This is a genomic window from Luteipulveratus halotolerans (assembly GCF_001247745.1).
In the GTDB taxonomy this organism is placed as follows: Bacteria; Actinomycetota; Actinomycetes; order Actinomycetales; family Dermatophilaceae; genus Luteipulveratus; species Luteipulveratus halotolerans.
The window spans coordinates 1,187,554-1,212,249 of record NZ_LAIR01000002.1; the positions used below are offsets into that span (position 1 = coordinate 1,187,554).

Here is a 24,696-nt window from a genome sequence, read left to right on the forward strand (position 1 = left end):
AGGTGCGCTGCTCGGTCCAGCGCGAGCAGTGCACCTGTCCCTACGGTCTGGCTCATGGGAACCCGCCGGACCACCAGCCCTCCGCCCGACCGACTCGCAGCCGTGCTCGGGGAGGTCGACCGTGCCCGGCGCGGCGGCTGGGTGCCCGAGGAGTCCAGTGTGCACGACGCCCGGGGGCGGCGTACGAGCGTGCGCGAGCGAGGGGGCGCCGACTCGGCTTCTCGCGGGCGCCATCAACGCGCTGCGGACGATCCGCCCAAGGTTCGACCGCACGCACCCCTGGTCAGGACACCGAGCAGCCTGCAGGACGCGCAGGTCGAGCCGAGTCGGTTGGCACTCGTCGCGGTCCTCGTGCTGGTCGTCGCAGCAGCGGTCGTGCTCGGCGGTCGGATGATGTGGGTACGCACGATGGCTCAGCCCGAGCCGGCGCGTGGACTGCTGCCGACCTCCACGGCCACGAGCACGACGGGTTCGGCCCTCGGACGAGACGCCGCCACGTCGTCCTCGTCGGTTCGGGGCGGTTCGGCTGCTGGTGCTGCCACGGGCGCGGCGTCTGCGCCGACCGCAGTGCTGGTGCACGTCGTCGGTCAGGTGCAGCGCCCAGGCGTGGTGCGGCTGGCGCCGGGCGCACGCGTGCAGGATGCGGTGAGTGCCGCGGGCGGCGCGACCGGCAAGGCCGACCTGACGCACGTCAACCTGGCCCGCCCCGTGGTCGACGGTGAGCAGGTCGTGGTGCCTCGTCCGGGCGAGGCGGTCACGGCCGCGCCCGGAGGTCCTGCCGTCGCCGACGGCGCTGCACCGGCGAGCGGAGCACCGGCCGGCGACGGCGGCGGGGCGTCCGGTCCGGTCGACCTCAACACTGCCGACGCGGGCGCCCTCGACGCGTTGCCGGGAGTCGGCCCGGTCATCGCCGCGCGGATCGTCCAGTGGCGCACGGACAACGGAAGGTTCACCAGCGTCGACGAGCTGACCGAGGTGAGCGGGATCGGGGACAAGCTGATGGCTCAGCTCCGCCCGCTCGTGCGTGTCTGAGGTGGGACTCGACGTCCGCCTGCTGGCCCCGGCCGGTGCCGCGTGGGTCGCCGTCATCCTCGGCGTCCGGGCGAGTCCGACGGTCCTGACGATCGCGGCGTGCACTGCCGCGGCAGGCACACTCATCGCCCTGCGTGTCCGGGTGCCCAAGGCTGGCCTCGTCGCGGGCCTGTGCTGCGCAGCCATCGCCCTCGTCCTCGTCGCCACCGCAGCGCACATGGCCACTCGTCAGGCGGGGGCGGTGCCCGAGCTCGCCCAGCGCCGCGCGGTCGCCACCATCGAGGCCGTCGTCGTGTCCGACCCGCGAGAGGTCGCGATGTCACGCCCAGGCCGCGACGGTCCTACGGTCATGGTCAGGCTGTCGGTCCGCGAGGTGGTCGGGCGCGGACAGCGCAGCACCCCTCGTACGCCGGTCCTGCTGTTCGGCGACGAGAGCTGGCTGTCGGTGCACTGGCACGAGCGTGTGCGCGCTCTGGTCAGGCTGGCTCCCGAAGACGCTGGTTCCGATGTCGAGGCCATCGCCGAGTCTCGTTCTCCGCCAACCGTTCTCACCCGACCCGGCATCGTCACGCGCGGAGTCGAGTCCGTGCGCTCCGACCTGCGCGACGCCACCGACCACCTGCCCGCTGACCCACGCGGGCTCGTGCCGGCCCTGGTGATCGGAGACACCAGCCGGCTGCCGCCAGAGCTCGACGACGACATGCGAGCCACGGGCATGACCCACCTCAACGCCGTCAGCGGCAGCAACGTCACGATCGTGCTCATGGCCGTCCTGTGGACGTGCGGCTGGCTGCGCATCCCACGCCGCTGGCGGTTGCCGTTCTGCCTGCTCGCCCTCGTCCTGTTCGTGCTGCTGTGCCGACCCGAGCCGAGTGTGGTGCGAGCATCAGCGATGGGCGTGGTGGGTCTCATCGGGATGTCGATGTCACGTCCGCACGCGGCACCCGCAGCGCTGTCGACAGCCGTGATCGCGCTGCTGTGTGTCGATCCGTGGCTCGCGGTCTCCTACGGGTTCGCGCTGTCGGCGCTCGCGACTCTCGGGCTCATCCTGTTCGCGCGGCCGTGGGGCGCGTGGTTCGCGCGCTTCCTGCCTGACCGCCTGCGCCCCCTCGGTGACGCGATCGCGGTCCCGGTCGCCGCGCAGGCGGTCTGTGCACCGGTCATCGTGCTGCTGCAGGGCTCGGTGAGCGTCGTGGGAGTCCCGGCCAACCTGCTCGCTGCGCCGTGGGTGGCGCCGGCGACCATCGCCGGCGTCATCACGGTCGTCGTGGCGCCGCTGTCGACGACCGTGGCGATGGTCCCCGCGTGGTGCGCGGGCGTTCCGGCGTGGGGCATCGCGACGATCGCGCACGTCTTCGCCGCTGTGCCGTTCGGGGCACTGCCGTGGCCGGACGGCGCTGCAGGGGCCTTCCTGCTGGCGGGGCTGGTGCTGATCCTGCTGTTCGCCGGCCCGGCGCTCGCCCTTCACGCCGTACGCCACCCGGTCGTGGCCGCTGCCTCGGTCGTGCTGCTCGTGGCGGCGTGGACACCGCTGCCCGCGCTGGGCTGGCCGGCGCCAGGCTGGGTCTACGTCGCGTGTGACGTCGGCCAGGGCGACGGTGGCGTGCTGCGCACCGGTGAGCACTCCGGTGTCCTCATCGACGTCGGTCCTGACCCGGCCTCGATCGACCGCTGCCTCGACGCCCTCGACGTGCGGGTTCTCGACGCGGTCGTGCTCACGCACTTCCACGCCGACCACGTCGGGGGACTGGCGGGTGCTCTGACAGACCGCCCGGCGCGAGAGGTGTTCACGACCGACGTGCACGACACCGACGGCACGGGACGCAGGGACGAGCCGTCGCAGGAGCCCGACGTGCGCCGGGTCGCGGCAGCAGCGCAGGTCCCGGTGCGCGAGCTGCGGACGGGCGACACGCTGACCTGGAACGGTGTTCGAGCGCGAGTTCTGTGGCCTGCCAGGGAGATTCACGAAGGATCGGTGCAGAACAACGCGTCCGTCGTCCTCGACGTCGAGACCGCCGGGGTCCGCATGCTGTTCCTCGGTGACACCGAGCGTGAGGCACAAGCACAGGTGCGCAGGGCGCTCGCGCTCGATCCGGGCTCGCTCCCGATCAGTGTCCTGAAGGTCGCGCATCACGGGTCGTCCAACCAGGACGCCGACCTCATGCGTGCGGTGCGTGCGCCGTTGGCCGTGATCAGCGTGGGCGCCGACAACGACTACGGACACCCCGCAGCACGCACTCTGGATCTGCTGCGCGACAGCGGCTCGACCGTGCTGAGGACCGATCGTGGGGGAGACGTGGCGATCGTCGTACGGGGTGGGCGTCCGATGATCGCGCGCCCAGGGTGACCGCTCACGCCAGCACAGCCGCGATGCCGAGCAGCACCGGCACCGACGCGATGGTCGTCACGAAGATCGAGTCCCGTGCCAGCAGCTCGCCCCGCTCGTACCTCGTCGCGTAGACGAAGATGTTCTGCGCGGTCGGCAGGCTCGCGACCACGACCGCAGCGAGCAGGTCCTTGCCACTCATCCCGAACACTCCTGCAGCGAGCACCCAGGCCGCGACCGGCTGGACGACGACCTTGAGCAGCAGCACGACCCCCAGCTCGACGGCGGACCCGCCGGTGAGCGGCCGTGGGCCGAGCCGCAACGAGACCCCGTAGGCGAGCAGAGCCGCGGGTACGGCCATCTCGCCGATCATCGTCACCGGGTCGAGCACGACGGTCGGCGGCTTCCAGCCCGTGAGCGCGAGAGCCACTCCGAGGAAGCATCCGACCGTGATGGGGTTGCGCGCCGGCTGGGCGAGCACGCGCCACCACACGGGGCGCCGCCCGGAGGTCAGCGTGTCCAGGAGCGCGAACGCGACGGGCGTGAGCACGAGCAGCTGCATGAGCAGGATCGGCGCGATGGCCGCCCCGCTCCCGATGACGTACACCGCGATCGGCAGCCCGAGGTTGCCGGCATTGACGTACGCCGAGCACAGGGCTCCGATGACGGTCTCGGCGGCGGTGCGCCGCCAGATCAGGCGCGCGAGTGCGACATAGACGCCGGCCGCGACGACGACACTGCCGAACGCCACCAGGAGTCCGGGCGAGAACACGCGGTGCAGGTCAGCCTGGAGCAGCAGTGTGAACAGCAGGCACGGAGTGGCGATGAAGAAGACCAGCCGAGCCAGCAGCTGTTGTGACGCTGCGTCGAGAACGCCGGTGTGGGCCAGCAGGAAGCCGACCCCGATGACGGCGCCGATGACTCCGAATCCGTCGAGGACGCCGTGCATCCTCGGTCAGCAGGTGAGCTGGGCGGCTTCGTTGAGGGCCTCGAGCGTGGCCTGAACGGCCGGAACGCGTTGGAGGTCAGGGGTGGTCACGGCATGGACCGTACGACGGCTGGCCGGGTCGATCGGGAGCGTCACGACGCCGGGGTTGCTCGCGGAGCGCAGGATGAGGTCGGGCACGAGGGCGACGCCGAGACCCTCGGCGACCAGTCCGAGCACGGCGACGTAGTCCTCGGTCTCGAACGCCACCTCGGGCGCGAACCCCTCACGCGCAGCGAGGGAGAGCAGGTGTCCTCGACAGCGCGGGCAGCCGGCGATCCAGGGCTCCTGCGCCAGGTCGGCCATCTTGGCGGTCTTGGCCTGGGCGAGCGGATGGTCCTTGGAGACCGCCAGGCGGACCTCGTCGACGAGCAGCGGTCGGATCGTGAACGCGTCCAGGTCCTCCTCACCGCGGGGCAGCTCGTCGCCTTCGTAGGCGAACGCGACGGCGAGGTCGCACTCGCCGGCGCGCAGCGCCGCGAGCGACTCCGGCGGCTCGGCCTCGGCGAAGGTGACCTGCACGTCGGGGAAGCGCTTCTTGACCAGGGCCAGCGCACGGGGGACCAGGGTCGAGGAGGAGGACGGGAAGGCCATCAGTCGTACGCGACCCGAGCGCAGGCCCGCGATCGCGGCGACCTCGGCCTCGGCGGCCTCGAGCGCGGACAGGACGGGTCCGGCGTGGCGGGCCAGGACCGTACCCGCCTCGGTGAGACGGACGGTGCGGCCGAGGCGCTCGACCAGGACGGTGCCGGTGCGTTCTTCGAGTCGGCGCACCATCTGGGAGATCGCAGGCTGGGAGTAGCCCAGGGAGGCGGCGGCAGCGGTGAAGCTGCCCTCGTCGGAGATGGCGCGCATCACGCGTAGGCCGGCGGCATCGATCATGCAGATATTCTATAACTCTGAGTTACCGAGTGCCACTTGATGTGCTGCGGCCGTGATCCATGGCCTGGATCGTCCCCTACCCGCTGCGGGCTGTGCTCCCGTCCCCCGTCGCGGCGTCCGTCCCGACCGGGCGCGATACTGCGGGAGTGACCGACACGAGTGCGACCCGCCCGCAGGGGGTCGACGTCCGGACGTGGGAGTCGATGATCGAGCTCGTCCGCACGGGCGGGCTCGTCGGTCTGACCGGTGCCGGCCTGTCCACCGAGTCCGGCATCCCGGACTACCGCGGCCCGGACGGCGAACGTCGGATCACGCCGATGTCCGCCTCCGAGCTGCTCGGCTCGACGCAGGCGCGGCAACGCTACTGGGCACGCAGCTACGTCGGCTGGCGACGGTTCGCCCGGGCTCGACCCAACGTCGGTCACGAGGTCGTCGCTCGTCTTCAGCGCCGCGGCCTGCTCGGCACCGTGATCACCCAGAACGTCGACGGGCTGCACCAGGAGGCCGGCGCCACCGACGTCATCGAGCTGCACGGGTCGCTCGACCAGGTCGTGTGCATGACCTGCGGCGAGCACTACCGGCGTACGACGGTCGACGAGTGGTTCACCCTGGCCAACCCCGGGTTCGACCGTGACGTCGACGGCGAGATCCGTCCCGACGGTGACGTCGTCATCTCCGACGAGCTGGCTGCGACGTTCCGGCTGGTGCACTGCGTGATCTGCGGGTCGGACAAGCTCAAGCCCGACGTGGTGATGTTCGGTGAGTCCGTCCCCAAACCGTTGGTGGAGCGGTGTTTTCGCGAGGTCGAGGCGTCGCGCGGTCTGCTCGTCCTGGGCTCCTCGCTGATGGTGATGTCGGGCTACCGGTTCGTACGCCGCGCCGCGCGGCTCTCCCTGCCGGTCGCCGTGGTCACGCGCGGACGCACCCGCGGTGAGGCCGAGACGACCATCAAGGTCGACGCTCCGCTGGGTGCGACGCTGCAGGCCCTCGAGGCCGCGCTCGATCAGTAGGGTCGACCGCACAGGGGTTCGACCGGAGCCTCGGCGAACGGGACGGACCCATGCAGCAGCCCACCTGGACCGATCTGATCAACCTGATCCGTGCCGTGCTCAGCTGGCCCGTCGTGGTGCTCGTCGTGCTCCTGGTGTTCAGGGACAAGGTGAGGGGCCTCATCGACCGCATGACCAAGGTCGACAGCCCGATCGCGTCCGCGGAGTTCGTGCGCGAGCTCGAGGGTGCCGAGCGCAGCAGCGCCAGCGCCGTCGGCAACCGCGAGCCGTTCTCGCCGGCAGGTCCGGCCACGTCGCCGACTGCGCCGCCGACTGACCGGCCGGCCGGCGACGGGGCCACCGCACCGGAGGCGGACGCCGAGCCCGTGCCACCGAGTACGCCTCACCGGCCGTTGCCCCCACCGATGCAGTACTGGCCGGTGCCGCCCGAGCAGGAGGGCCGGCTTCCGCACGAGTGGGACGTCCTGGGCCGGAGCAACCCCTCGGGACTGGTGATCCGTTCGTGGGAGCAGCTGGACCACCACATCAATGCGGTCGCCCGCGCGCACGACGAGTCGATCAGGACCCGGTCCCGCCTCGAGGACTCCTTGGAGACGCTGCGGCGACACGGCCTGGTCAACGACGCCTACGTCGAGGCCGCCATTGCGCTGCGCAACGGGCGCAACATGGTCGCCCACGACGCGCAGGTGCCACGCAGCGGAGCCGCGATGGCGTACGCCACCACGGCCCTGGACCTGCGCCGCAAGCTGATCGGCTGAGTCCCCGCCTCAGACCTTGCGCAGCACCGCAGTCACGCGACCGAGGATGGTGGCGTCGTCGCCGTCGATGGGCTCGTACGCGTCGTTGTGAGGCATCAGCCACACCTTGCCCTTGGTGCGCTTGAACGTCTTGACCGTCGCCTCGTTGTCGAGCATCGCCGCCACGATGTCACCGTTGTCGGCGGTCTGCTGCTGATGGACCACGACCCAGTCGCCGTCGCAGATCGCGGCATCGACCATCGAGTCGCCGACGACCTTGAGCAGGAACAGGTCACCCTCGCCGACGACCTGACGAGGCAGGGGGAAGACGTCGTCGACGACCTCCTCGGCGAGGATCGGGCCCCCGGCGGCGATCCGACCGACGACCGGGATGAACGAGGGCTCCGGCTGCTCGTCGTTGATGCCGGTCTCGTCGATCGAGGACTCCTCGGCGGCACCGACCGCCTGCCCGCGGTATCCGCGCTGGCGCTTGCCGAGGTCGGGGGAGACGACCTCCATGGCACGCGGTCGCATCGGGTCGCGACGCAGGTAGCCCTTGCGCTCGAGCATCGAGAGCTGGTGAGCGACCGAGCTGGGTGACGTGAGCCCGACGGCCTGGCCGATCTCACGCATGCTCGGCGGGTAGCCGCGGCGGTCGATCGAGCTGCGGATGACCTCCAGCACCTTGCGCTGGCGCGTGGTCAGGCTGTGGCTGTCCGGCTCCGGCATCTCATGGATCTTGGCCATCTCGGCGTCCTCGTTCCCCGTGGGTCTGCGGCCGGACGCCCTGGGAAATCAGGGGCTGTCGGTGGTCGCTGGTTCAGTCCTGTTCTGTGAGAGCAGCCTATGGAGTTCGGACACAGTTCTCAAACACCTGTACGACGTATGTCGCGTCGCACAACCTGGACTTGTTCGAACACCCGTGCTACAACTCGTACAAGCGTTCCATCGCACAGGTGTTCGTCTCGAGGAGGATGTCATGAGTGCAGTCACCGCATGGGAGGTTCCCCAGCGTGCTCCCGCGGCGCCCCAGGTGCGACACCTCAGGGTCGTTCCCGACCTGCTGACCCGGGCCGGGCAGCCCCGGCTGCGCCTGACCGCGCGTGGTCGTCTCGTGCTGGCTCTGGCCGGCGTGATCGCGGCGCTCGGAGTGATCATGGCGTCGGCCGCGATCGCAGCCGGTCCGACCCCGTCTACGTCCACCGTGACGGTGGCCGAGGGGCAGACGTTGAGCGAGATCGCTCACGCCCGGTTGCCGGAGCTGCCGGTGGGGGAGGCGGTCGTGCGCTTCCAGCTGGCCAACGGTCTGAGCTCGCTCGAGGTCAACGCAGGGCAGACCCTCGTGGTCCCCAGCGGGTCGTGAGTCGACGCGAACGACGTGGGTGTCAGGCCTGCTGCAACCAGTAGTGCCGAGCCTTGGGGCCGGTGGCGCCGTGGTAGCGGCGGCTGTGCTCGGCGGTGCGGACCAGCTTGAGGCCGATCCGGGGGAACAGCTCGACGAGGTCGTCGTGGCGTACGACCATGGGGTGCATCTCGTCGGTCACCGTGTCGTGCATGTCGAACGACACGAAGGCGGTGGCACCGGGCTTGAGGTAACGGCCGATGTTGCCGATCGAGGTGGCGAGGTCGTACCCGTGGTCGAGAGCGTTGATCGAGACGACGAGGTCTGCGCGTCCCTCGACCTCCGGGACGAAGGTCTCACCGGGCACCGAGTAGACCTCGGTGGCTCGGGTGAGGTCGCTCCAGGCGACCTGCTCCATGTACTGGTCGGCGAGCGGCTCGATCGCGATGATCGACGCGCCCTCGAACCACAACGAGCGCAGTCGCGAGCCGGCACCGACGTCGACGACCGTGCGGTCGCGCCAGCCCTCGGGGCTGAAGCCCATCTCGCGCCACTCTCCGTCGATGACTGGCCACCACTGCTCGTCGTGCTGCCGGAACGTGTCATGCACGTGGAACCCGAGCTCGCCCACCTGGGCCTTGGTGCGCCAGGAGTCCTGGTCGGAGGTGCCCGCCGATGGGCTCGGCGTGGCGTCGGATGCTGTGGGTGTGAGCGCTTCGACGCGCGTGCGCAGCTCGGCGATGGTGGCGTCCTGCTGCGTCTGCCGTGCTAGCAGCCGATCGAGCAGGTCGGCCTGGCGCTCGCTGTGCGCGATCAGTCGGTCGAGCTTGTCGTCGTGGGCGCGGGCGATCGTGCGTGCCAGTCGGTCGCCGCGGACTCGCTTCAGCTCGGCTCTCCACCCCATGCCTGTGCATCGTAGCCGCGCCCTGCGCGCCCCGCGAGGGGTGCGGCGACGCGCCGTGTCGAGGCGTGGCGAGCCCCTGACCTGCACGTTTGCGGGCCGCCGCAACACGACCCCGACCGGGTGTTGCATCGTAGGTCCGCGACGACTTAGCATCCCTACATCTAGTAGTTACACGGCTGTAAGTCATCCACATCTAGTCCCCAAGCTGTCCACCGGATATCCACAGGAGCCGGCTGTGAGGGGGTCTCCCGCTGCGGTTGCCCGGGCATTCCTATGCCCTCGTGACTGTTGTCGGAAGGGTGGCTGGGGTCGTGGCGACGCCGTCGAGAGGAAGTGGGTGTCATGCACTGTCCGTTCTGCCGGCACACCGACAGCAGGGTGGTCGACAGCCGCACCAACGAGGACGGCACCTGCATCAAGAGGCGCCGCCAGTGCCCGAGCTGTGGCAAGCGGTTCTCGACCGTCGAGAACGCCAGCCTGACCGTCGTGAAGCGGTCGGGGGCGAGTGAGCCGTTCGCGCGGGGCAAGGTCATGAGCGGTGTGCGCAAGGCCTGCCAGGGCCGGCCGGTGAGTGATGACCAGCTCGCCCTGCTCGCGCAGCAGGTCGAGGAGTCGATCCGGGCCAAGGGTGTGGCCGAGATCGACGCGCACGACGTCGGGCTGGAGATCCTCAGCCCGCTGCGGCAGCTCGACGAGGTCGCCTACCTGCGGTTCGCGAGCGTCTACCAGGCGTTCGACTCGCTGGAGGACTTCGAGTCGGCGATCACGCTGCTGCGCATCGAGGCCCAGGGGGCCTCCCAGGACGACACGACCACTGTCAGTGGTCAGCGAGACGATCAGTGAGTACGAGGAGAGGGAGAGTCACCATGACCGAGACGGCGCGCACGCAGTCGCAGGCTCGTCGCAGGACCAAGGGCGTGAAGGTCGAGAGGATCTTCACCCAGCCAGGTGTGCACCCCTATGACGAGGTGACCTGGGAGTCGCGCGACGTCGTCCAGCAGAACTGGAAGACGGGCGAGACGATCTTCGAGCAGCGCGGTGTGGAGTTCCCGGACTTCTGGTCGCTCAACGCCTCGACGATCGTCACGACCAAGTACTTCCGTGGGGCGCTGGGCTCCGACGTGCGTGAGAAGAGCCTCAAGCAGCTGATCGACCGGGTCGTCCTGACCTACGTCAAGGCCGGCAAGGACCACGGCTACTTCCGGTCCGACGACGACGCCGAGATCTTCGAGCACGAGCTGACATGGGCGCTGCTGCACCAGGTGTTCGCGTTCAACTCGCCGGTGTGGTTCAACGTCGGCACCAAGAGCCCCCAGCAGGTCTCGGCCTGCTTCATCCTGTCGGTCGACGACTCGATGGACTCGATCCTCAACTGGTACAAGGAAGAGGGGTTCATCTTCAAGGGTGGCTCCGGCGCCGGCCTCAACCTCTCGCGCATCCGCTCCTCCAAGGAGCTCCTCTCCAGCGGTGGTACGGCCTCGGGCCCGGTGTCGTTCATGCGCGGTGCCGACGCCTCGGCGGGCACCATCAAGTCCGGTGGCGCCACGCGGCGCGCGGCCAAGATGGTCGTCCTCGACGTGGACCACCCCGACATCGAGGAATTCGTCGAGACCAAGGCGCGCGAGGAGGACAAGATCCGCGCGCTGCGCGACGCCGGGTTCGACATGGACCTCGGTGGCAAGGACATCACCTCGGTCCAGTACCAGAACGCCAACAACTCGGTGCGCGTGAGCGATGCATTCATGCGCGCGGTGGCCGACGGCACCACGTTCGGCCTCACCTCGCGCAGCGACGGCTCGGTCATCGAGGAGGTCGACGCGCGCGAGCTGTTCGACAAGATCAACCAGGCCGCGTGGGAGTGCGCGGACCCGGGTCTGCAGTACGACGACACGATCAACGACTGGCACACCAACCCCGAGACCGGTCGCATCACGGCGTCCAACCCCTGCTCGGAGTACATGTCGCTCGACAACTCCTCGTGCAACCTGGCGAGCCTCAACCTGCTGAAGTTCCTCAAGGACGACGACACGTTCGACACCGCGACCTTCCAGAAGGTCGTCGAGCTGGTCATCACCGCGATGGACATCTCGATCTGCTTCGCCGACTTCCCGACGGAGTCGATCGGCAAGACCACGGTCGACTACCGCCAGCTCGGCATCGGCTACGCCAACCTCGGCGCGCTGCTGATGGCCACCGGCCACGGCTACGAGTCCGAGGGCGGCCGCAGCCTCGCGGCGGCAATCACCTCGCTGCTGACCGGGGCCGCGTACAAGCGTTCGGCCGAGATCGCTGCCGTCGTCGGCCCGTACGCCGGCTACGCGCGCAACTCCGAGGCCCACAAGCGCGTCATGCGCAAGCACCGCGCGGCCAACGACGAGGTGCGCACGCTCGACGCGATGGACGGCGACATCCACAAGGCCGCGACGAAGGCCTGGGCCGATGTCATCGAGCTCGGTGAGAAGCACGGCTACCGCAATGCGCAGGCATCGGTGCTCGCACCGACCGGCACGATCGGCTTCATGATGGACTGCGACACGACCGGCATCGAGCCGGACTTCTCGCTGGTCAAGTTCAAGAAGCTCGTCGGTGGCGGCTCGATGCAGATCGTCAACCAGACCATCCCGCGCGCGCTGAAGAAGCTCGGCTACCAGACCGAGCAGATCGAGGCGATCGTCGAGCACATCGCCGACAAGGGCCACGTCATCGACGCTCCCGGCCTCAAGCCGGAGCACTACGAGGTCTTCGACTGTGCGATGGGCGAGCGGGCCATCAGCCCGATGGGTCACGTGCGCATGATGGCCGCGACCCAGCCGTTCCTGTCCGGCGCGATCTCCAAGACGGTCAACCTGCCCGAGTCGGCGACCGTCGAGGACATCGCCGAGGTGCACATGGAGGGTTGGAAGCTCGGCCTGAAGGCCCTGGCGGTCTACCGCGACAACTGCAAGGTCGGTCAGCCGCTGTCCGACGGCAAGAAGAAGGCGGAGGACAAGCCTGCTGAGGCCGCGGTCGAGAAGGTCGTCGAGTACCGTCCGATCCGCAAGCGTCTGCCCAAGCGTCGCAGCAGCCAGACGACGTCGTTCGCGGTCGGTGGCGCCGAGGGCTACCTCACCGCGGGCACGCACGAGGACGGCGAGCTGGGCGAGATCTTCCTGAAGTTCGGCAAGCAGGGCTCGACCCTTGCCGGCGTGATGGACGCCTTCTCGGTGGCCGTCTCGGTGGCGCTGCAGTACGGCGTGCCGCTGGAGACCTACGTCGAGAAGTTCACCAACATGCGGTTCGAGCCCGCTGGCATGACCGATGACCCGGACGTGCGGATGGCGCAGTCGATCATGGACTACGTCTTCCGTCGCCTGGCGCTGGACCACCTCGACTTCGAGACCCGGTCCTTCATGGGCATCCACTCCGCCGAGGAGCGTGCCCGCCAGCTCGAGACGGGTTCGTACGCCGACTCCACGACCTCCGACGAGGGCGAGGACGACGTGGCGGGCGAGTTCGAGTCGTACTCCCAGTCCGCGGCGCCGACCTCACCCAAGAAGGTCGAGGTCGAGGAGAGCGCGGTCGAGGTGAAGTCCGGCTCGGGTGCGGCTGACGCACGCGAGGTCTCCAGCGAGATCCACTCCTCCGCCGAGCTGCTGGAGAAGTTCCAGGGCAAGGCGGCCGATGCGCCGATGTGCATGACGTGCGGCACCAAGATGCGTCCCGCCGGTTCGTGCTACGTCTGCGAGGGTTGCGGCAGCACCAGCGGCTGCAGCTGATCACCGGCCGACAACGATCGGGCCCCGAGGCGACAAGGTTCGCATCGGGGCCCGATCGTGTTGTGCGGCAACGACATTCGCCGCTCTGGCGGACCCCGTTCGGTCAGCCGCAGTGCGTCTTGACGCCGCTGACGACCTTGCCCTTCTTGTTGACCATGGTGGCCAGCGAGTAGCGACCGGTGTTGACGTGGCCGGACATGATGACGCATCGGTTGTTGGCATCGGTGGCCTGGACGCCTCCGGCAAAGGTGTTGAACGTCCCGGCGTCGGTCTTGCCCTTGGACGTTCCCGACAGCCGCAGGCCTGCGCTCATGCTGTGCTTGCCGGGTAGGTTGTCATAGACGACGACGCAGTTGGTGCCACCGTTCTTGGGGGAGTACCACAGCTGCCACTTACCTCCGCCGACCTGGCCGTTCAGGCCCCCGCGCAGGTAGCCGGAGTCGATGATCGTGCCCTTGCACTGGGAGGTGACGCTGTAGCGCACGCTGGAGGCGGCCTCCGCGTTGCTGCTGAGAGCGAGTCCGCCTGCGGCCGCCACGCTGGCGCCGGCGAGGATCGATGCTGCGAGCTTCTTCTTCATGGCCGTCCTTGGTGTCCAGGAGCGGCCTTCGTGGCCGCGCAGCGGTGAGTTGACGTGACCTGCGTCGCGTCTGGTTCCACTCGCCTTCGACTCGCTCTGCCGAGGGTCGCCATGGCTCCCCGGAGGGAGGGCGAGCGCGCGCGGCCGTGCGACCTTCGGGCTGAGGCGATGGCGCCTCGTACTCGATGAAGGGACGAATCATGATGCACAGCAACGCTTCTCGACGAGCAGGGGGTGCGCTGGCGGTCGGCGCGGTCGCAGCTCTGGCGCTCACGGGAGCTGCCGTCGCACAGCCGTCGGCGACGGCGACGGACCGTACGACCGTGCAGCGGGCCGAGGGCCATGTCACGGGTGACGCCTGGGTGAAGTTCAGCGTCGATCCGCAGAACCCGTTGCGGCGCTTCACCTTTGACGCCCACGGCAATCCCTACAAGGTGGCCGACGGGCGGATCGTGTTCGGCGACGCTCGCGGCAGCGTGAGCATCGACCACCCGGAGCCGAAGCCGGACGGCACCGTCGTCCATCATCGGGCGACGGTCAAGGTCGACTACGTGATGGCGACCGGTCCGGTGGCTGTGGTCTCGGGGCTGATCGACAGCGGCAGCGACCTCCCCATCGGCGAGCGGGCGTCCTTCACGGTGTACGACGACCCGCGCAGCACGCGGCACGATCGGATGGGGTTCTCCTGGGGTGTCGTGGACGGGCAGTGCCATCGAGCGGGGAAGGCTCCCGCACCGTTCACGTCCTACGCCTCAGGGCCTGGCTACACCGTGAAGGACGCACCGCTGCCGCGGGTGCCGGCCGGTGCCGAGCCCCAAGTCGAGCCCGGGCCGTGCCCAGCACCCTGAGCCACCGTCCGATGACGGTCGTGACCTTGGCGTGTGGGGTCTAGCGAGGTCCGGCCCACGACGGGTCGCCGGGGTCGATCGACTCTGGGCCGTCACGCGAGCCGTCGAGAGCGCGACGCACCGCATCGTCGTACGACGTCGCGCCCTCGGCGGGTGCGCCCACCAGGTCGGTGAGGTCGTGCTCGTCGCACACGGCGTCGTGCACGAGGCTGTCGACGAGCGGCCGTGCGATGCCGGAGGGCACGGGCGTGACGAGGCCGACCCACCGGCTCGCGAGTGCGGGTGTGAGGACGGGCACGACGACGATGCGGCGTGGTCGCAGACCGGCGACGGCGACGTACCGCTGAATCATCTGCTCGTACGTGAGCACGTCCGGTCCGCCGATGTCGAACGCGCGGTCGACGTCGGCAGGCAGTGTGCCTGCGGCGGCAAGGTAGTGCAGGGCATCGGCGATCGCGATCGGCTGGATGCGGCTGGTGACCCACCGCGGCGTGACCATGACCGGCAGCCGGTGGGTCAGGTGTCGCAGCATCTCGAAGGACGCCGACCCGGTGCCGATGAGGATGCCGGCCTGAAGGACCGCGGCGGGCACGGGGGAAGCGAGGAAGACTTCGCCGACGTCGGTCCGCGACGCAAGGTGCTCGGACAGCCGGCCGGAGGGATGCAGGCCGCCGAGGTAGACGATGCGTCCGACCGACCGTTCGTGCGCCACCGACGCGAACGTGGTCGCGAGATCGTGGTCGCGACGGCTGAGGTCGCCACCGCCGTCCATCGAGTGGAGCAGGTAGTAGGCCACGTCGACGTCAGCAAGCGCACGGCGCAGCGTGTCAGGATCGGCAGCGTCACCAGGTACGACGTCGACCTGGTCGCCCCATGCGTGCACCGTGAGACGTTCGGGTCTGCGCGCGAGAACCTTGACGTGCCAACCGATCTCGAGCAGGTGGGGTACGAGCCGGGAGCCGACGTAGCCCGTGGCGCCGGTGACGAGTGCGGTGCGCGTCGCGGTCATGGGCCGACCAGCTCCAGGACCGGCGGCAGGGCGAGGACCATGCAGGTCGACCACACGGCGTGCGTGACGACCGGGGCGAGGACTCCGCCGGTGACGCGTCGCTGCTGGGACGTGACACCACCGAGCACGGCGGCGGCGAGGACGAGCATCAGGTTGCCGGTGGCCAGCGTGATGAGGGCGTACACCGCCGTGGACCCGACCACGGCCCGGTCACGGGGCAGGGCGTCGAAGACCGCACCGCGGAAGAACAGCTCCTCAGCGGCACCGGTGACGACGGCGACGGGGAGGACCAGCGCGGGCACTCCTCTGCGGGCGATGTCGGTCACCTCGGTGACCGCGGAATGGACCGGGGCGAACGACCCGATCAGTGCGGTGCCCACGACACATGCGCCGGCGAGCGCGAGACCCGCGAGCAGCCCGGCGACCGCCGGGGTGGTGGGTGCCCGAGGGCGGGTGCGTGCGATGCGGACCGGGCCGGCCAGCAGCGCTCCGACGAACCAGGTGAGGGCCAACGCCGCCGCGAGCGGGTAGAAGCGCGAGCTGCCCGGCGGGGTGCTCAGCGACAGCGCCAGCAGCACAGCGCCGACGAGGGCGGTCACGACGCACACGACACGTCGGCGTGCGACCACCTCGGGCGACGGCATGTGACACCTCTCGACGACGTTGCGCCGAGTCTGCCACGGGTGGTGCGGCTCTCCGGTGAGGCCGCACCACCCGTGGCGTTCAGAGGCGACGCTGCAGGCCGCGCTGCCCGTCGAGCAGCTCGAACGATGCCCGCGTCGCCACCGAGGCGCCCGGCGTCGCCACGGTGGTGACCGCCCGGAAGTCGGCGGTCATCGACCGCGGTGTGATGCGCGTACGGACGTAGCCCCGGTCGTCGTTGTAGTACTTCAGGTGCGGGTTGATGGCCATGGTCGGCTCGGTCGTCGAGCCGTCGCCGTCACCGGTCGAGGTGATCGAGGTGCACACCAGCTCCGAGCCGACCACGGGCGCGTCAGGATCGCGGTAGTCGACCTTGAGGTCGTTGGCCCAGCTGCGGTGCACGTCACCTGTGAGGACGACCGGGTTGCGGACGCCGGCGTCCACCCAGCCCTGGGTGATGCGTCGGCGTGAGGCGGCGTACCCGTCCCAGCCGTCCATCGAGACGTCGGTGACCTCGGCGCTGGCGTTGCGGTCCTTCTCGGCGAAGAACACCTGCTGCCCGAGCACGTCCCACTGGGCGCGCGAGGCGCGGAACCCGTCGAGCAGCCACCGCTCCTGAAGGGGACCGGTGATCGTGCGCGACTCATCTAGCCGCGCATCGCAGTTGGGCTTCCAGCCGTCGCCGCAGGCCTGGTCGTCGCGGTACTGACGCGTGTCCATCATGTGGAAGGTCGCGAGCCGGCCCCAGGTGCTGCGGCGGTAGATCTTGATGCCGTCGCTGCTCGGGATGCTCGCGCGACGCAAGGGCATGTTCTCGTAGTAGGCCTGGAACGCCGCGCGGCGACGGGCCAGGAAGCGGGCGGTCGAGTCGTTGCCCTCGTCGGGCTTGGTGTTCTCGGGCACGTCGGCCGCCCAGTTGTTGTCGATCTCGTGGTCGTCGAAGACCACCAGCCACGGCGCGACCGCGTGGGCGGCCTGCAGGTCGGGGTCGGCCTTGTACTGAGCGTGCCGCTGGCGGTAGCTCGCGAGGTCGACCGTCTCCGGGCCGGCATGGTCGCGCACGTTGCCGCCGCGGCCCTGGTAGACGCCCGCCTTGTACTCGTACTGGTAGTCGCCGAGGTGCAGCACCAGACCCGGCTCGTCCTCCGCGAGGCGTCGGTAGGCCGTGAACCACCCGTGCTCGTACTGCGAGCACGACGCGAACGCCATCGTCAGGGCGGACGCCATCTCGTGGGCGGCAGGGGTCGTGCGGGTACGACCGGTCGGGCTCAGGTGACGGTCGGTCCGGAAACGGTAGAAGTACTCCCGGCCCGCGAGCAGTCCGGTCAGCTCGACGTGCACGCTGTGCGCGGACTCGGGCCGTGCGGTCACGGCACCCCTGCGTACGACGTGTCGGAACTGCTCGTCCGTGGCGACCTCGTAGCGGACAGCGACCGGACGAGACGGCATACCGCCGAGTCCCGACTCATGAAGAGGGTCGGTGGCCAGACGGGTCCACAGGACGACACCGTCGGCGGTCGGGTCGCCGGATGCCACCCCGAGGGTGAACGGGTCGGACGCGGATGTGCTGGTCCGCGAGGACGACGAGGCCTGCGCGGCGAACGGGAGGGAGGCGGCGCCGGTGCCGACCGACGCGATCAGGAGACTTCTGCGGGAAAGGTCCATGCCGGCCAGTCAAGGTCGGTGTCGTTCCTCGGGAGTGACTGTGCGGTGCACTCTGGGTGAAACGACGGCTCGGATCTGCAGCGCGCGGGCGTCCGGCGTCCCTAGGGTGTCCCCGTGGGCTTCTGGAACAAGAACAAGGAGATCGAGCGAGCGGGTGTCGGCGAGGAGCCGCTCGACCCGACCGCGCTGCTCGCCCTGGTCGACCAGATCGGCGAGGCATGCGCGGACGAGGTCGACCGGCAGGGCGCGGACGCCGACCAGGTGATGGCGACCGTCCGCCTCGATGACCTGCAGCGGGTCGCACGCGTCGAGCTCGCCTCGGACGGGCGGCCGCTGCTGGTTGGCAAGGGCTTCGTCCGAGAGCTCAACGCCCTCGCCGCGCCCCTGGTCAACCAGCCGGTCGGGCGGCGCCTCGCGACCATCGAGGCCACTGTGGCCGACGGGCACCTGCACACGCAGATCACCTACAGCGACCGCACATGACCGACGCGGCCGATCGCGTACGTCGCCGGTGGCCGCTGGGTGACGGGGTCGCGCTGCGCGAGCGGGTCATCGCGGCGTACGAGCAGCCGTGGCGGCGCTATCACGACGTCCGCCATCTCGACGAGGTGCTTGCTCGGATCACCGAGATCGGTTCGGAGGCAACAGATCTCGGCGTCGACCAACCAGTCGTGACGCTGGCTGCGTACTTCCATGACGTCGTCTACGCCACCGGCTCCGCGACTCACGTGAGCAACGAGGAGGCCTCGGCGCGGTGCGCCGAGGCCTGGCTGTCGTCGGCAGGTCTGTCCCGTGCGACGGTCTCCGAGGTCGCACGCCTCGTGCGGGGCACCGCCGACCACGACAGTGATCCGACGGATGTCTCCGCTGCAGTGCTGTACGACGCCGACCTGGCCATCCTCGCCACGGCGCCCGAGCGCTACGCCGAGTACGCCGCCGACGTCCGACGTGAGTACGCCGCCGTGCCGGACCCCGACTTCGCCGCGGGCCGTGCGCGCGTGCTGGCGTCCTTGCTGGAGCGCCCGAACGTCTTCGCCACTGCCTACGGCCAGGACCGGTGGGAGCATGCCGCCCGCGCCAACCTGCGTGCCGAGCTGTCGGTGCTGCGGCACTCATGAGCCAGGATGACTGACAGTTCCGCGAGAGAAGGGGACGGGAAATGGCCCAAGTACAGCACCGATACCTAGGGGTCTACGACCGGCCGCTTCTGCGCGACTGGACGTTCTGGTGGACCGTCGCGTGGGCGGCGCTATTCGAGATGTCGGCCATCTTTCCTGCTGAAGGAGTCGAGCAGACTGCTCCGACCTGGGTCAACGCTCTCTACTACTGGTTACTCGGCGCCTTGATCCCTGGATTTATCACGGCGCTGCTTCGCCGAGGAGTTCGGGCGCTTCGCTCCCGGAGAGCGGACTCGAGGGCGGTTTCCTCGACTTCTGGTTTCGCGAGTCCTGGGCAGAGCTCCTGGCCGGGATCTACGCCGGTGCCGACATCGTCGTGGCCCGTCGAGTCGCCTGGGGTTGAGGCCCCGTCCCCGCGGGAACCATCGCGGCCGGTGCAACGCCAAGCGTTCCAGTCATCGAGGACGCCTGCGTCGGCGGTTCCGCCGGGCACGACGTCCGAGACACCGACACAGATGTCGTCGTTCTCGGGATCAGGGCCACGAGAGTCGGAGCAGCTGCGTAGAGCCCGAGAGCACAGTCCTTTTCCGGTCGCCTCGTTGGCTAGGGCGATGCAGACCGACTCGGACCCGCTGGAGCAGCATCGTCTACTTCTGGATCTCGGTGAGGCGCTTTCGGCGTGCTTGGGAGTCGTTTCGACCTCCTGGCTGGCAGCCGAGGATCCGGAAAGTTCTGCGCTTTCCGAGCTGGCCGACGCATTCTTCGCTCGCGGTGTATCTCAAGGGCACTGGCACCAGATCACCATTTCGGCCGCGAAGGCGATGGCGCTGGGAGATTCTGAGGTCGCGATTCCTGGATTTATTGAGAGCCTCGGAAAGAGTGATTCTAAATCCGCTATTGGCAGCCTTAGGATGCTCTTGCAGGAACGAAATCTCAGCGCCCATGGCGGTCGTCCGACTACCCGAGGTGAGGCTGCCGCGCGACTTGCGGAGGGGTTGCCGCTGATCGAGAACGCTCTGAGGAAGACGAGTTTTCTGGAAAGCGTGCCGTGGCTGTTGGTGCGAGATGTCAAGTTCGAGAGTCGCAGGGGAACATTCAGGGCAGACCTTGGACGCGCGATGAACGACCACCCCGATTTCGAAGCTGCGCAGATGACGAACGTCGAGCCGCTCGAAGAGGGAAAGTTCTATTATTCGACCGGTAGCAGAATGGTCGAGATGTCGCCGTTGGTTGTATACAAATACTGTGCAAAGTGTCATCGCCCGGAGATGTTGTTCGCCGATCGCGTCGATCCGAGGAAGGGCGTCTCGCTGAAGAGCGTGCTCAGAGGCCATCAGTGGTTCGACGGTGAGCTGGCTGTTGACATGGCCGCGCTGCTGCGTCCTCCAGGCGGCGAGCGGGCTCCGGAGTTTGCCTGATCTGGCTGTTGGTGTCCTACAACGGACGCTGACGCCCGCGGCGGCGTGAGCCCCGAGACCCGAGGGATCGTCCTGGGCGCCGGCGACGTCAGACCGCTCGAGTGCGACTCGCGGAGGGTCGTCCGACATCGGTGAGGGAGTGGCGCGGGTGCAGCACGAGGTGGAGCAGGACACGGTCCGGACGTTCGTCGAGGACCTGATCGACCTTCGTGCGGCGGCGGGCTCTCCGTCGTACCGGGAGATGGCTCGCCGCTCGGGCTGCATCTCGCACACGACCCTGCACGACGCCACTCTCGGCGTACGGATGCCGACCTGGGCGACGACGGAGCAGTTCGTCCTCGCCTGTGGTGCACAGCCGCAGGACTGGGAGGACCGGTGGGCGCGCGCCCGTGAGGTGAGCCCGGTGAGCGGCCCGATCCCGGTCGCAGCAGCCCCCGTCCCGGTCGAAGAAGCCCCGGCACCGCAGATGGTGCTCGAGGAGCCCGCTGACCCCGAGCCCGTGCTGCGCTGGTGGGTGCGCTCACGAGGACCTGTCCTCGCTGCGGTCGTCGGTGCCGCGGCGACGCTGGCGGTCCTGGTCGTGGTCGGTGGGGTGCTGCCCGAGGCCACGGCGTCCGCTGCGGCGGCCCCTGCGGTGGCAGCGCCGGCGGCCCAGCACGGCGTCTCCGCATGTCGGCCGTCGACGAGTACGCCGGTCGCCGCGCCGGTGTGGACGCTTCAGCAGGACGTGACCCTGCCAGACTGCGCGAGCGTGGCGACCCACGAGCAGGTCACCAAGGTGTGGCGGCTGCGCAACGTCAGCAGCCGACCCTGGCACTCCTACTACCTCGAGCGGATGGACGCCCCGCAGCGGTCCGACACCTGTCAGACCGATGAGCGCATCGTTCTGCCGACCGTGGCTGCGGGAGCGCGGATCGACGTACGCGTCGGCGTGACCGCCCCCGACGTCGCCGGCGTCTGCGTCGTGCGCTGGGCTCTCAAGGACTCCTCCGGACGACTCGCGGCTCCGGGGCAGGCTCCGCTGGACCTGCGCGTCGTGGTCGACGGACGGTTCGAGGCCGACGGCCCCTGACCGGGGGACGGACGTGTCGGAGGTCGCTGGCACAGTGGCGTCATGCAGCGCGTCGACGGTCGCATCGTCCTCAGCCCGACAGACCTGACCAAGCATGTCGCGTGCCCGCACATCACCACTCTCGATCTGCAGTGGCTGAGCGACGACCGTGGTGAGCGTCGGCCGCAAGGGGCCGATGACGCTCTCAAGCTGGTCTTCGCCAAGGGCATCTCGCACGAGCGCGACTACCTCGCCCAGCTGCGTGAGCGCGGGCGGAGCGTCACCGAGATCTCAGACCGTGACCGAGTGCGTGCCGAGGCGGCGACGGTCGAGGCGATGCGCTCCGGCGCCGACGTCATCTACCAGGCGACACTGTTCGACGGGGTGTGGGTCGGGCACGCCGACTTCCTTCTGCGCCGCGAGATCCCGAGCGACCTCGGGTCGTGGTCCTACGACATCGCCGACACCAAGCTCGCGCGCCGGCTGAAGGTGCCGGCGCTCCTGCAGATGGCGATGTACGCCGAACGCCTCACCAGCCTGCAGGGTGTCGCGCCCCAGCAGCTCGTCGTGGTGACGGGCGACAAGCAGGAGCACCCGTGGCGGCTGGTCGACGTGGCCTCCTACGCCCGGCGGATCCGTGAGCGGCTCGAGGGCGTCGTCGCGGCACCGCCCGGCACCGAGCCCGCACCGGTGGCGCACTGCGTGATGTGCCGCTGGCAGACGGTGTGCGAGGAGCAGTGGGTCGCCGAGGACGACCTCGTCCAGGTGGCGGGTCTCCGGGGTGACCAGCGAATGGCGTTGCGGTCCAAGGGGATTGCCACCCTCACCCAGCTCGCCGAAGCCACTCCCGAGCAGGTGGGTGACGCTCTCAGCCCGCTCACGCGCGACCGCCTGCTGCATCAGGCGCGGCTGCAGGTGCGCGAACGCGACGCGGGACAGGCGGCGTACGACCTCCTCCCACCCGAGCCGGGCAAAGGCCTCCAACGTCTGCCCGAGCCCGCGGGCGGTGACGTCTACCTCGACTTCGAGGGTGATCCGTGGGCCGCCGACGGCGCGGGTCACGAATACCTGGCGGGTCTGTGGGAGCGCTCGGGCACGTTCAGCTCGTGGTGGGCTCACGACTTCGAGCAGGAGGGCAAGCTCGTCACCGACCTCATCGACGACCTGATGCGCCGATGGGCCGCCGACCCCGGCATGCACATCTACCACTACGCGCCCTACGAGGTCACCGCGCTGCAGCGCATGACTGCGCGTCATGCGACGCGCGAGGCCGAGCTCGACCAGCTGCTGCGCGCTGAGCGGTTCGTCGACCTCTACGCCGTGGTCAAGCAGGGATTGCGCATCAGCAAGCCCTCGTACTCCATCAAGAAGCTCGAGGACTTCTACTGGGGCCACACCCGTACGGCGGAGAGTGACGACGAGGTCGCCGATGCGATGACCTCCGTCGTCGACTACGAGCGCTGGTTGACCGACGGCGACCAGTCGATCCTCGACGCGATCGAGAGCTACAACCGCGACGACGTGCGCTCGACCCATGACCTGCACGTGTGGCTCGAGCAGCGACGCTCCGAGCTCGCCGGCACCGGGGTCGCCCTGAGCCGACCGACGCCACCGCCGCTGAAGGAGGTCAGTGAGGGCGAGCTGGCCGAGGCGGAGCTGTCCGAACGCCTGCTCGACGCCGGCCACTCCCTGCTCGCCGGCTGCGTCGGCTGGCACCGGCGGGAGGCGCGACCGGGGTGGTGGGCGTTCTTCCGCTACGGCGCGATGACCGACGAGGAGATCGTGGCTGACGGCACCGCGATCGGTCGGGCGGGCGGGCCGGTCTTCGTCGAGGACGTGCTCAGCAAGACCGGTCGGGCGACCTCGAAGCGGTGGCGCTACCCCTTCCCGGCGCAGGACTGCGGCCTGCGCGTCGGTAGCCGGCTGCACGACGTCGACTCAGGCGACAGCGTCGGTGAGGCGCTCGAGCTCGACCCGGTCGAGGGCTGGGTCGACCTCAAGGTCGGCGCGCGGTTCGAGCCCAAGCAGGTGCGCGGGTTCGGCCCGCCCGGGCCGATCGGTGACGAGGTCCTGCGTGGCTCCATCCAGCGGTGCGCCGACGAGGTCCTCGCCGGAGGCCGACCGCTCGGCGCCGCGCTGATCGATCGGACGGTGCCGAGCGCCCGCGACCTCGAGCCGCGCGAGGGCGAGACGCCCAAGGACGTCGTCGTACGCGTGGGGTCGACCGTGCGGCAGCAGGTGCTGGCCGTGCAGGGTCCGCCCGGCACGGGCAAGACCTACGCAGCGTCGGCCCTGATCCGACAGCTGCTCGACAGCGGCAAGACCGTGGGGGTGACTGCGCTGTCGCACGCGGTGATCGAGAACCTCCTGCACGGTGTGGGGCGCCCGGCATGGCAGAAGGCCCCTGTCCCGGAGGAGCCACCGGATGACGGGATCACCCGGGTCTCCAGCAACGAGGCCATCGAGGCCGGGCTGTCCGACGGCAGCATCAACCTGGTCGGGGGCACTGCCTGGTTGTGGGCTCGCGAGTCGATGGCCGAGGCCGTCGATGTGCTCGTCATCGACGAGGCAGGGCAGTTCTCGCTGGCCAACGCTGTCGCCGTCGCGCAGGGCGCTCGGGCGCTGGTGCTGCTCGGCGATCCGCAGCAGCTGACGCAGCCGACCCAGGCGACGCACCCCTTCGGGGCCGGTGCGTCCGCTCTGGACCACCTGCTCGACGGCCACGACACGATCCCCGCCGACCGAGGCGTCTTCCTCGACCGCAGCTTCCGGATGCACCCGCAGGTCTGCTCGTTCGTCTCCGACCTCATGTACGACGGTCGCCTCCTGCCCGCCGACGGCCGCGACCGGCAGGTCGTCCGGGCGCCGGGACGGGTGAGCGGAGCCGGGCTGCGGTGGGTCCCGGTCGAGCACCATGGCAACGCCGCCGAGAGCGTCGAGGAGGCAGAGGCCGTACGCACCCTGGTCGCCGACCTCGTGCGCGGCACCTGGACCGACGCCGACGGCAATCAGCACGGTCTGACCGTCGACGACGTGCTCGTCGTGGCGGCCTACAACGCACATGTCGCCCAGCTGGCCGCGCACCTGCCTGATGGCGTACAGGTCGGCACGGTCGACCGGTTCCAGGGGCGTCAGGCCCCGGTCGTGATCTACGCGATGGGCGCGTCCTCGGCCGCCGAGGCGCCGCGTGGGGTCGACTTCCTCTACGACCTGCACCGCCTCAACGTCGCGGTCTCTCGCGCGAAGGCCATGGCGGTCGTGGTCGGCTCACCGGCACTGCTCGAGGCCGAGGTGCACACGCCGCAGCAGCTGCGATCGGTCAACGCGTTGTGCCGCTACGTCGATCTGTCCGAGCAGCCCGGTGGCGGGTGACACGGTCCGAGCGATGGTGC

General features: G+C 69.6%; 21 protein-coding genes. 13 read left to right on the forward strand and 8 right to left on the reverse strand.

All coding sequences use genetic code 11. From position 1 onward, the window contains the following. Positions 1 to 54: 54 nt before the first annotated feature. Positions 55 to 1,032: a helix-hairpin-helix domain-containing protein gene (locus VV01_RS06215; protein ID WP_231635169.1), complete on the forward strand. Its 978-nt coding sequence runs from the start codon at positions 55 to 57 to the stop codon at positions 1,030 to 1,032. After that, on the forward strand, positions 1,025 to 3,379 hold the full coding sequence (locus tag VV01_RS06220; RefSeq protein ID WP_071606309.1) for a ComEC/Rec2 family competence protein: 2,355 nt from the start codon (positions 1,025 to 1,027) through the stop codon (positions 3,377 to 3,379). The genes VV01_RS06215 and VV01_RS06220 overlap by 8 nt, the downstream gene beginning before the upstream one ends. A gap of 4 nt (positions 3,380 to 3,383) precedes the next feature. Here the strand turns inward: VV01_RS06220 and VV01_RS06225 are convergent, their stop codons facing one another. Continuing rightward, positions 3,384 to 4,307 (reverse strand): AEC family transporter, encoded by a 924-nt coding sequence (locus tag VV01_RS06225; RefSeq protein ID WP_050669132.1) that lies wholly within the window; start codon positions 4,305 to 4,307, stop codon positions 3,384 to 3,386. A 6-nt stretch (positions 4,308 to 4,313) separates the two neighbouring features. Further along, a complete protein-coding gene (locus VV01_RS06230) occupies positions 4,314 to 5,225 on the reverse strand; it encodes a LysR family transcriptional regulator (protein WP_050669133.1) in 912 nt (303 codons plus the stop codon). 146 nt (positions 5,226 to 5,371) lie between these two features. On the opposite strand from VV01_RS06230, the gene VV01_RS06235 reads away from it, so the two are divergent. Together VV01_RS06235 and VV01_RS06240 are read left to right on the forward strand one after the other, a co-directional pair. Then, positions 5,372 to 6,235: an NAD-dependent protein deacetylase gene (locus VV01_RS06235; protein ID WP_231635170.1), complete on the forward strand. Its 864-nt coding sequence runs from the start codon at positions 5,372 to 5,374 to the stop codon at positions 6,233 to 6,235. Between the two features lie 50 nt (positions 6,236 to 6,285). Continuing rightward, positions 6,286 to 6,993 carry a hypothetical protein gene (locus tag VV01_RS06240; RefSeq protein WP_050669134.1) on the forward strand — a complete coding sequence of 236 codons (708 nt, stop codon included), beginning with the start codon at positions 6,286 to 6,288 and terminating at the stop codon, positions 6,991 to 6,993. Positions 6,994 to 7,002: 9 nt separating this feature from the next. Here the strand turns inward: VV01_RS06240 and lexA are convergent, their stop codons facing one another. Then, complete coding sequence (gene lexA, locus VV01_RS06245) at positions 7,003 to 7,719, reverse strand: transcriptional repressor LexA (protein ID WP_050669135.1); 717 nt, start codon at positions 7,717 to 7,719, stop codon at positions 7,003 to 7,005. A gap of 232 nt (positions 7,720 to 7,951) precedes the next feature. Between lexA and VV01_RS06250 the strand changes: the two genes are divergently transcribed. After that, on the forward strand, positions 7,952 to 8,335 hold the full coding sequence (locus VV01_RS06250) for a LysM peptidoglycan-binding domain-containing protein (RefSeq protein ID WP_050669136.1): 384 nt from the start codon (positions 7,952 to 7,954) through the stop codon (positions 8,333 to 8,335). 22 nt (positions 8,336 to 8,357) lie between these two features. Here the strand turns inward: VV01_RS06250 and VV01_RS06255 are convergent, their stop codons facing one another. Next, complete coding sequence (locus tag VV01_RS06255; protein ID WP_050669137.1) at positions 8,358 to 9,218, reverse strand: methyltransferase domain-containing protein; 861 nt, start codon at positions 9,216 to 9,218, stop codon at positions 8,358 to 8,360. Between the two features lie 342 nt (positions 9,219 to 9,560). Here VV01_RS06255 and nrdR point away from each other — a divergent pair, with 342 nt between their 5' ends. After that, positions 9,561 to 10,061: a transcriptional regulator NrdR gene (nrdR, locus tag VV01_RS06260; protein WP_050671762.1), complete on the forward strand. Its 501-nt coding sequence runs from the start codon at positions 9,561 to 9,563 to the stop codon at positions 10,059 to 10,061. Between the two features lie 23 nt (positions 10,062 to 10,084). Further along, the gene (locus VV01_RS06265; RefSeq protein WP_050669138.1) at positions 10,085 to 12,973 is read left to right on the forward strand and encodes a vitamin B12-dependent ribonucleotide reductase; all 2,889 of its coding nucleotides are present in this window, start codon (positions 10,085 to 10,087) and stop codon (positions 12,971 to 12,973) included. A 103-nt stretch (positions 12,974 to 13,076) separates the two neighbouring features. On the opposite strand, the gene VV01_RS06270 is transcribed toward VV01_RS06265, so the two are convergent. Then, positions 13,077 to 13,553, reverse strand: a complete 477-nt coding sequence (locus VV01_RS06270; protein ID WP_050669139.1) for a hypothetical protein — start codon at positions 13,551 to 13,553, stop codon at positions 13,077 to 13,079. Positions 13,554 to 13,753: 200 nt separating this feature from the next. On the opposite strand from VV01_RS06270, the gene VV01_RS06275 reads away from it, so the two are divergent. Continuing rightward, the gene (locus VV01_RS06275) at positions 13,754 to 14,401 is read left to right on the forward strand and encodes a hypothetical protein (RefSeq protein WP_157508762.1); all 648 of its coding nucleotides are present in this window, start codon (positions 13,754 to 13,756) and stop codon (positions 14,399 to 14,401) included. 40 nt (positions 14,402 to 14,441) lie between these two features. On the opposite strand, the gene VV01_RS06280 is transcribed toward VV01_RS06275, so the two are convergent. The 3 genes from VV01_RS06280 to VV01_RS06290 form a co-directional block, all read right to left on the reverse strand. After that, complete coding sequence (locus VV01_RS06280) at positions 14,442 to 15,410, reverse strand: NAD(P)H-binding protein (protein WP_050669140.1); 969 nt, start codon at positions 15,408 to 15,410, stop codon at positions 14,442 to 14,444. Next, positions 15,407 to 16,054, reverse strand: a complete 648-nt coding sequence (locus VV01_RS06285) for a CPBP family intramembrane glutamic endopeptidase (RefSeq protein WP_050669141.1) — start codon at positions 16,052 to 16,054, stop codon at positions 15,407 to 15,409. The genes VV01_RS06280 and VV01_RS06285 overlap by 4 nt, the downstream gene beginning before the upstream one ends. A gap of 79 nt (positions 16,055 to 16,133) precedes the next feature. Then, positions 16,134 to 17,717: an alkaline phosphatase D family protein gene (locus tag VV01_RS06290; RefSeq protein ID WP_050669142.1), complete on the reverse strand. Its 1,584-nt coding sequence runs from the start codon at positions 17,715 to 17,717 to the stop codon at positions 16,134 to 16,136. Positions 17,718 to 17,831: 114 nt separating this feature from the next. Here VV01_RS06290 and VV01_RS06295 point away from each other — a divergent pair, with 114 nt between their 5' ends. From VV01_RS06295 to VV01_RS06315, 5 genes are all read left to right on the forward strand, one after another. Further along, complete coding sequence (locus tag VV01_RS06295) at positions 17,832 to 18,200, forward strand: hypothetical protein (RefSeq protein ID WP_050669143.1); 369 nt, start codon at positions 17,832 to 17,834, stop codon at positions 18,198 to 18,200. Next, on the forward strand, positions 18,197 to 18,835 hold the full coding sequence (locus VV01_RS06300; RefSeq protein ID WP_050669144.1) for an HD domain-containing protein: 639 nt from the start codon (positions 18,197 to 18,199) through the stop codon (positions 18,833 to 18,835). The genes VV01_RS06295 and VV01_RS06300 overlap by 4 nt, the downstream gene beginning before the upstream one ends. A gap of 611 nt (positions 18,836 to 19,446) precedes the next feature. Continuing rightward, positions 19,447 to 20,253: a hypothetical protein gene (locus VV01_RS23225; protein ID WP_157508763.1), complete on the forward strand. Its 807-nt coding sequence runs from the start codon at positions 19,447 to 19,449 to the stop codon at positions 20,251 to 20,253. Between the two features lie 148 nt (positions 20,254 to 20,401). Continuing rightward, positions 20,402 to 21,325, forward strand: coding sequence for an NBR1-Ig-like domain-containing protein (locus VV01_RS06310; RefSeq protein ID WP_157508764.1), 924 nt, complete (start codon positions 20,402 to 20,404; stop codon positions 21,323 to 21,325). Positions 21,326 to 21,367: 42 nt separating this feature from the next. Beyond that, the gene (locus VV01_RS06315) at positions 21,368 to 24,676 is read left to right on the forward strand and encodes a TM0106 family RecB-like putative nuclease (protein ID WP_050669147.1); all 3,309 of its coding nucleotides are present in this window, start codon (positions 21,368 to 21,370) and stop codon (positions 24,674 to 24,676) included. The last annotated feature ends 20 nt before the right edge of the window (positions 24,677 to 24,696 follow it).

What these genes read in the sequence shown, in the direction of transcription:
- VV01_RS06215 (WP_231635169.1), top strand. Translation starts at nt 55, where the DNA reads ATGGGAACCCGCCGGACCACCAGCCCTCCGCCCGACCGACTCGCAGCC.
- VV01_RS06225 (WP_050669132.1), bottom strand. Translation starts at nt 4,307, where the DNA reads ATGCACGGCGTCCTCGACGGATTCGGAGTCATCGGCGCCGTCATCGGG.
- VV01_RS06230 (WP_050669133.1), bottom strand. Translation starts at nt 5,225, where the DNA reads ATGATCGATGCCGCCGGCCTACGCGTGATGCGCGCCATCTCCGACGAG.
- VV01_RS06240 (WP_050669134.1), top strand. Translation starts at nt 6,286, where the DNA reads ATGCAGCAGCCCACCTGGACCGATCTGATCAACCTGATCCGTGCCGTG.
- lexA (WP_050669135.1), bottom strand. Translation starts at nt 7,719, where the DNA reads ATGGCCAAGATCCATGAGATGCCGGAGCCGGACAGCCACAGCCTGACC.
- VV01_RS06250 (WP_050669136.1), top strand. Translation starts at nt 7,952, where the DNA reads ATGAGTGCAGTCACCGCATGGGAGGTTCCCCAGCGTGCTCCCGCGGCG.
- VV01_RS06255 (WP_050669137.1), bottom strand. Translation starts at nt 9,218, where the DNA reads ATGGGGTGGAGAGCCGAGCTGAAGCGAGTCCGCGGCGACCGACTGGCA.
- nrdR (WP_050671762.1), top strand. Translation starts at nt 9,561, where the DNA reads ATGCACTGTCCGTTCTGCCGGCACACCGACAGCAGGGTGGTCGACAGC.
- VV01_RS06265 (WP_050669138.1), top strand. Translation starts at nt 10,085, where the DNA reads ATGACCGAGACGGCGCGCACGCAGTCGCAGGCTCGTCGCAGGACCAAG.
- VV01_RS06270 (WP_050669139.1), bottom strand. Translation starts at nt 13,553, where the DNA reads ATGAAGAAGAAGCTCGCAGCATCGATCCTCGCCGGCGCCAGCGTGGCG.
- VV01_RS06275 (WP_157508762.1), top strand. Translation starts at nt 13,754, where the DNA reads ATGATGCACAGCAACGCTTCTCGACGAGCAGGGGGTGCGCTGGCGGTC.
- VV01_RS06280 (WP_050669140.1), bottom strand. Translation starts at nt 15,410, where the DNA reads ATGACCGCGACGCGCACCGCACTCGTCACCGGCGCCACGGGCTACGTC.
- VV01_RS06285 (WP_050669141.1), bottom strand. Translation starts at nt 16,054, where the DNA reads ATGCCGTCGCCCGAGGTGGTCGCACGCCGACGTGTCGTGTGCGTCGTG.
- VV01_RS06290 (WP_050669142.1), bottom strand. Translation starts at nt 17,717, where the DNA reads ATGGACCTTTCCCGCAGAAGTCTCCTGATCGCGTCGGTCGGCACCGGC.
- VV01_RS06300 (WP_050669144.1), top strand. Translation starts at nt 18,197, where the DNA reads ATGACCGACGCGGCCGATCGCGTACGTCGCCGGTGGCCGCTGGGTGAC.
- VV01_RS23225 (WP_157508763.1), top strand. Translation starts at nt 19,447, where the DNA reads ATGCAGACCGACTCGGACCCGCTGGAGCAGCATCGTCTACTTCTGGAT.
- VV01_RS06315 (WP_050669147.1), top strand. Translation starts at nt 21,368, where the DNA reads ATGCAGCGCGTCGACGGTCGCATCGTCCTCAGCCCGACAGACCTGACC.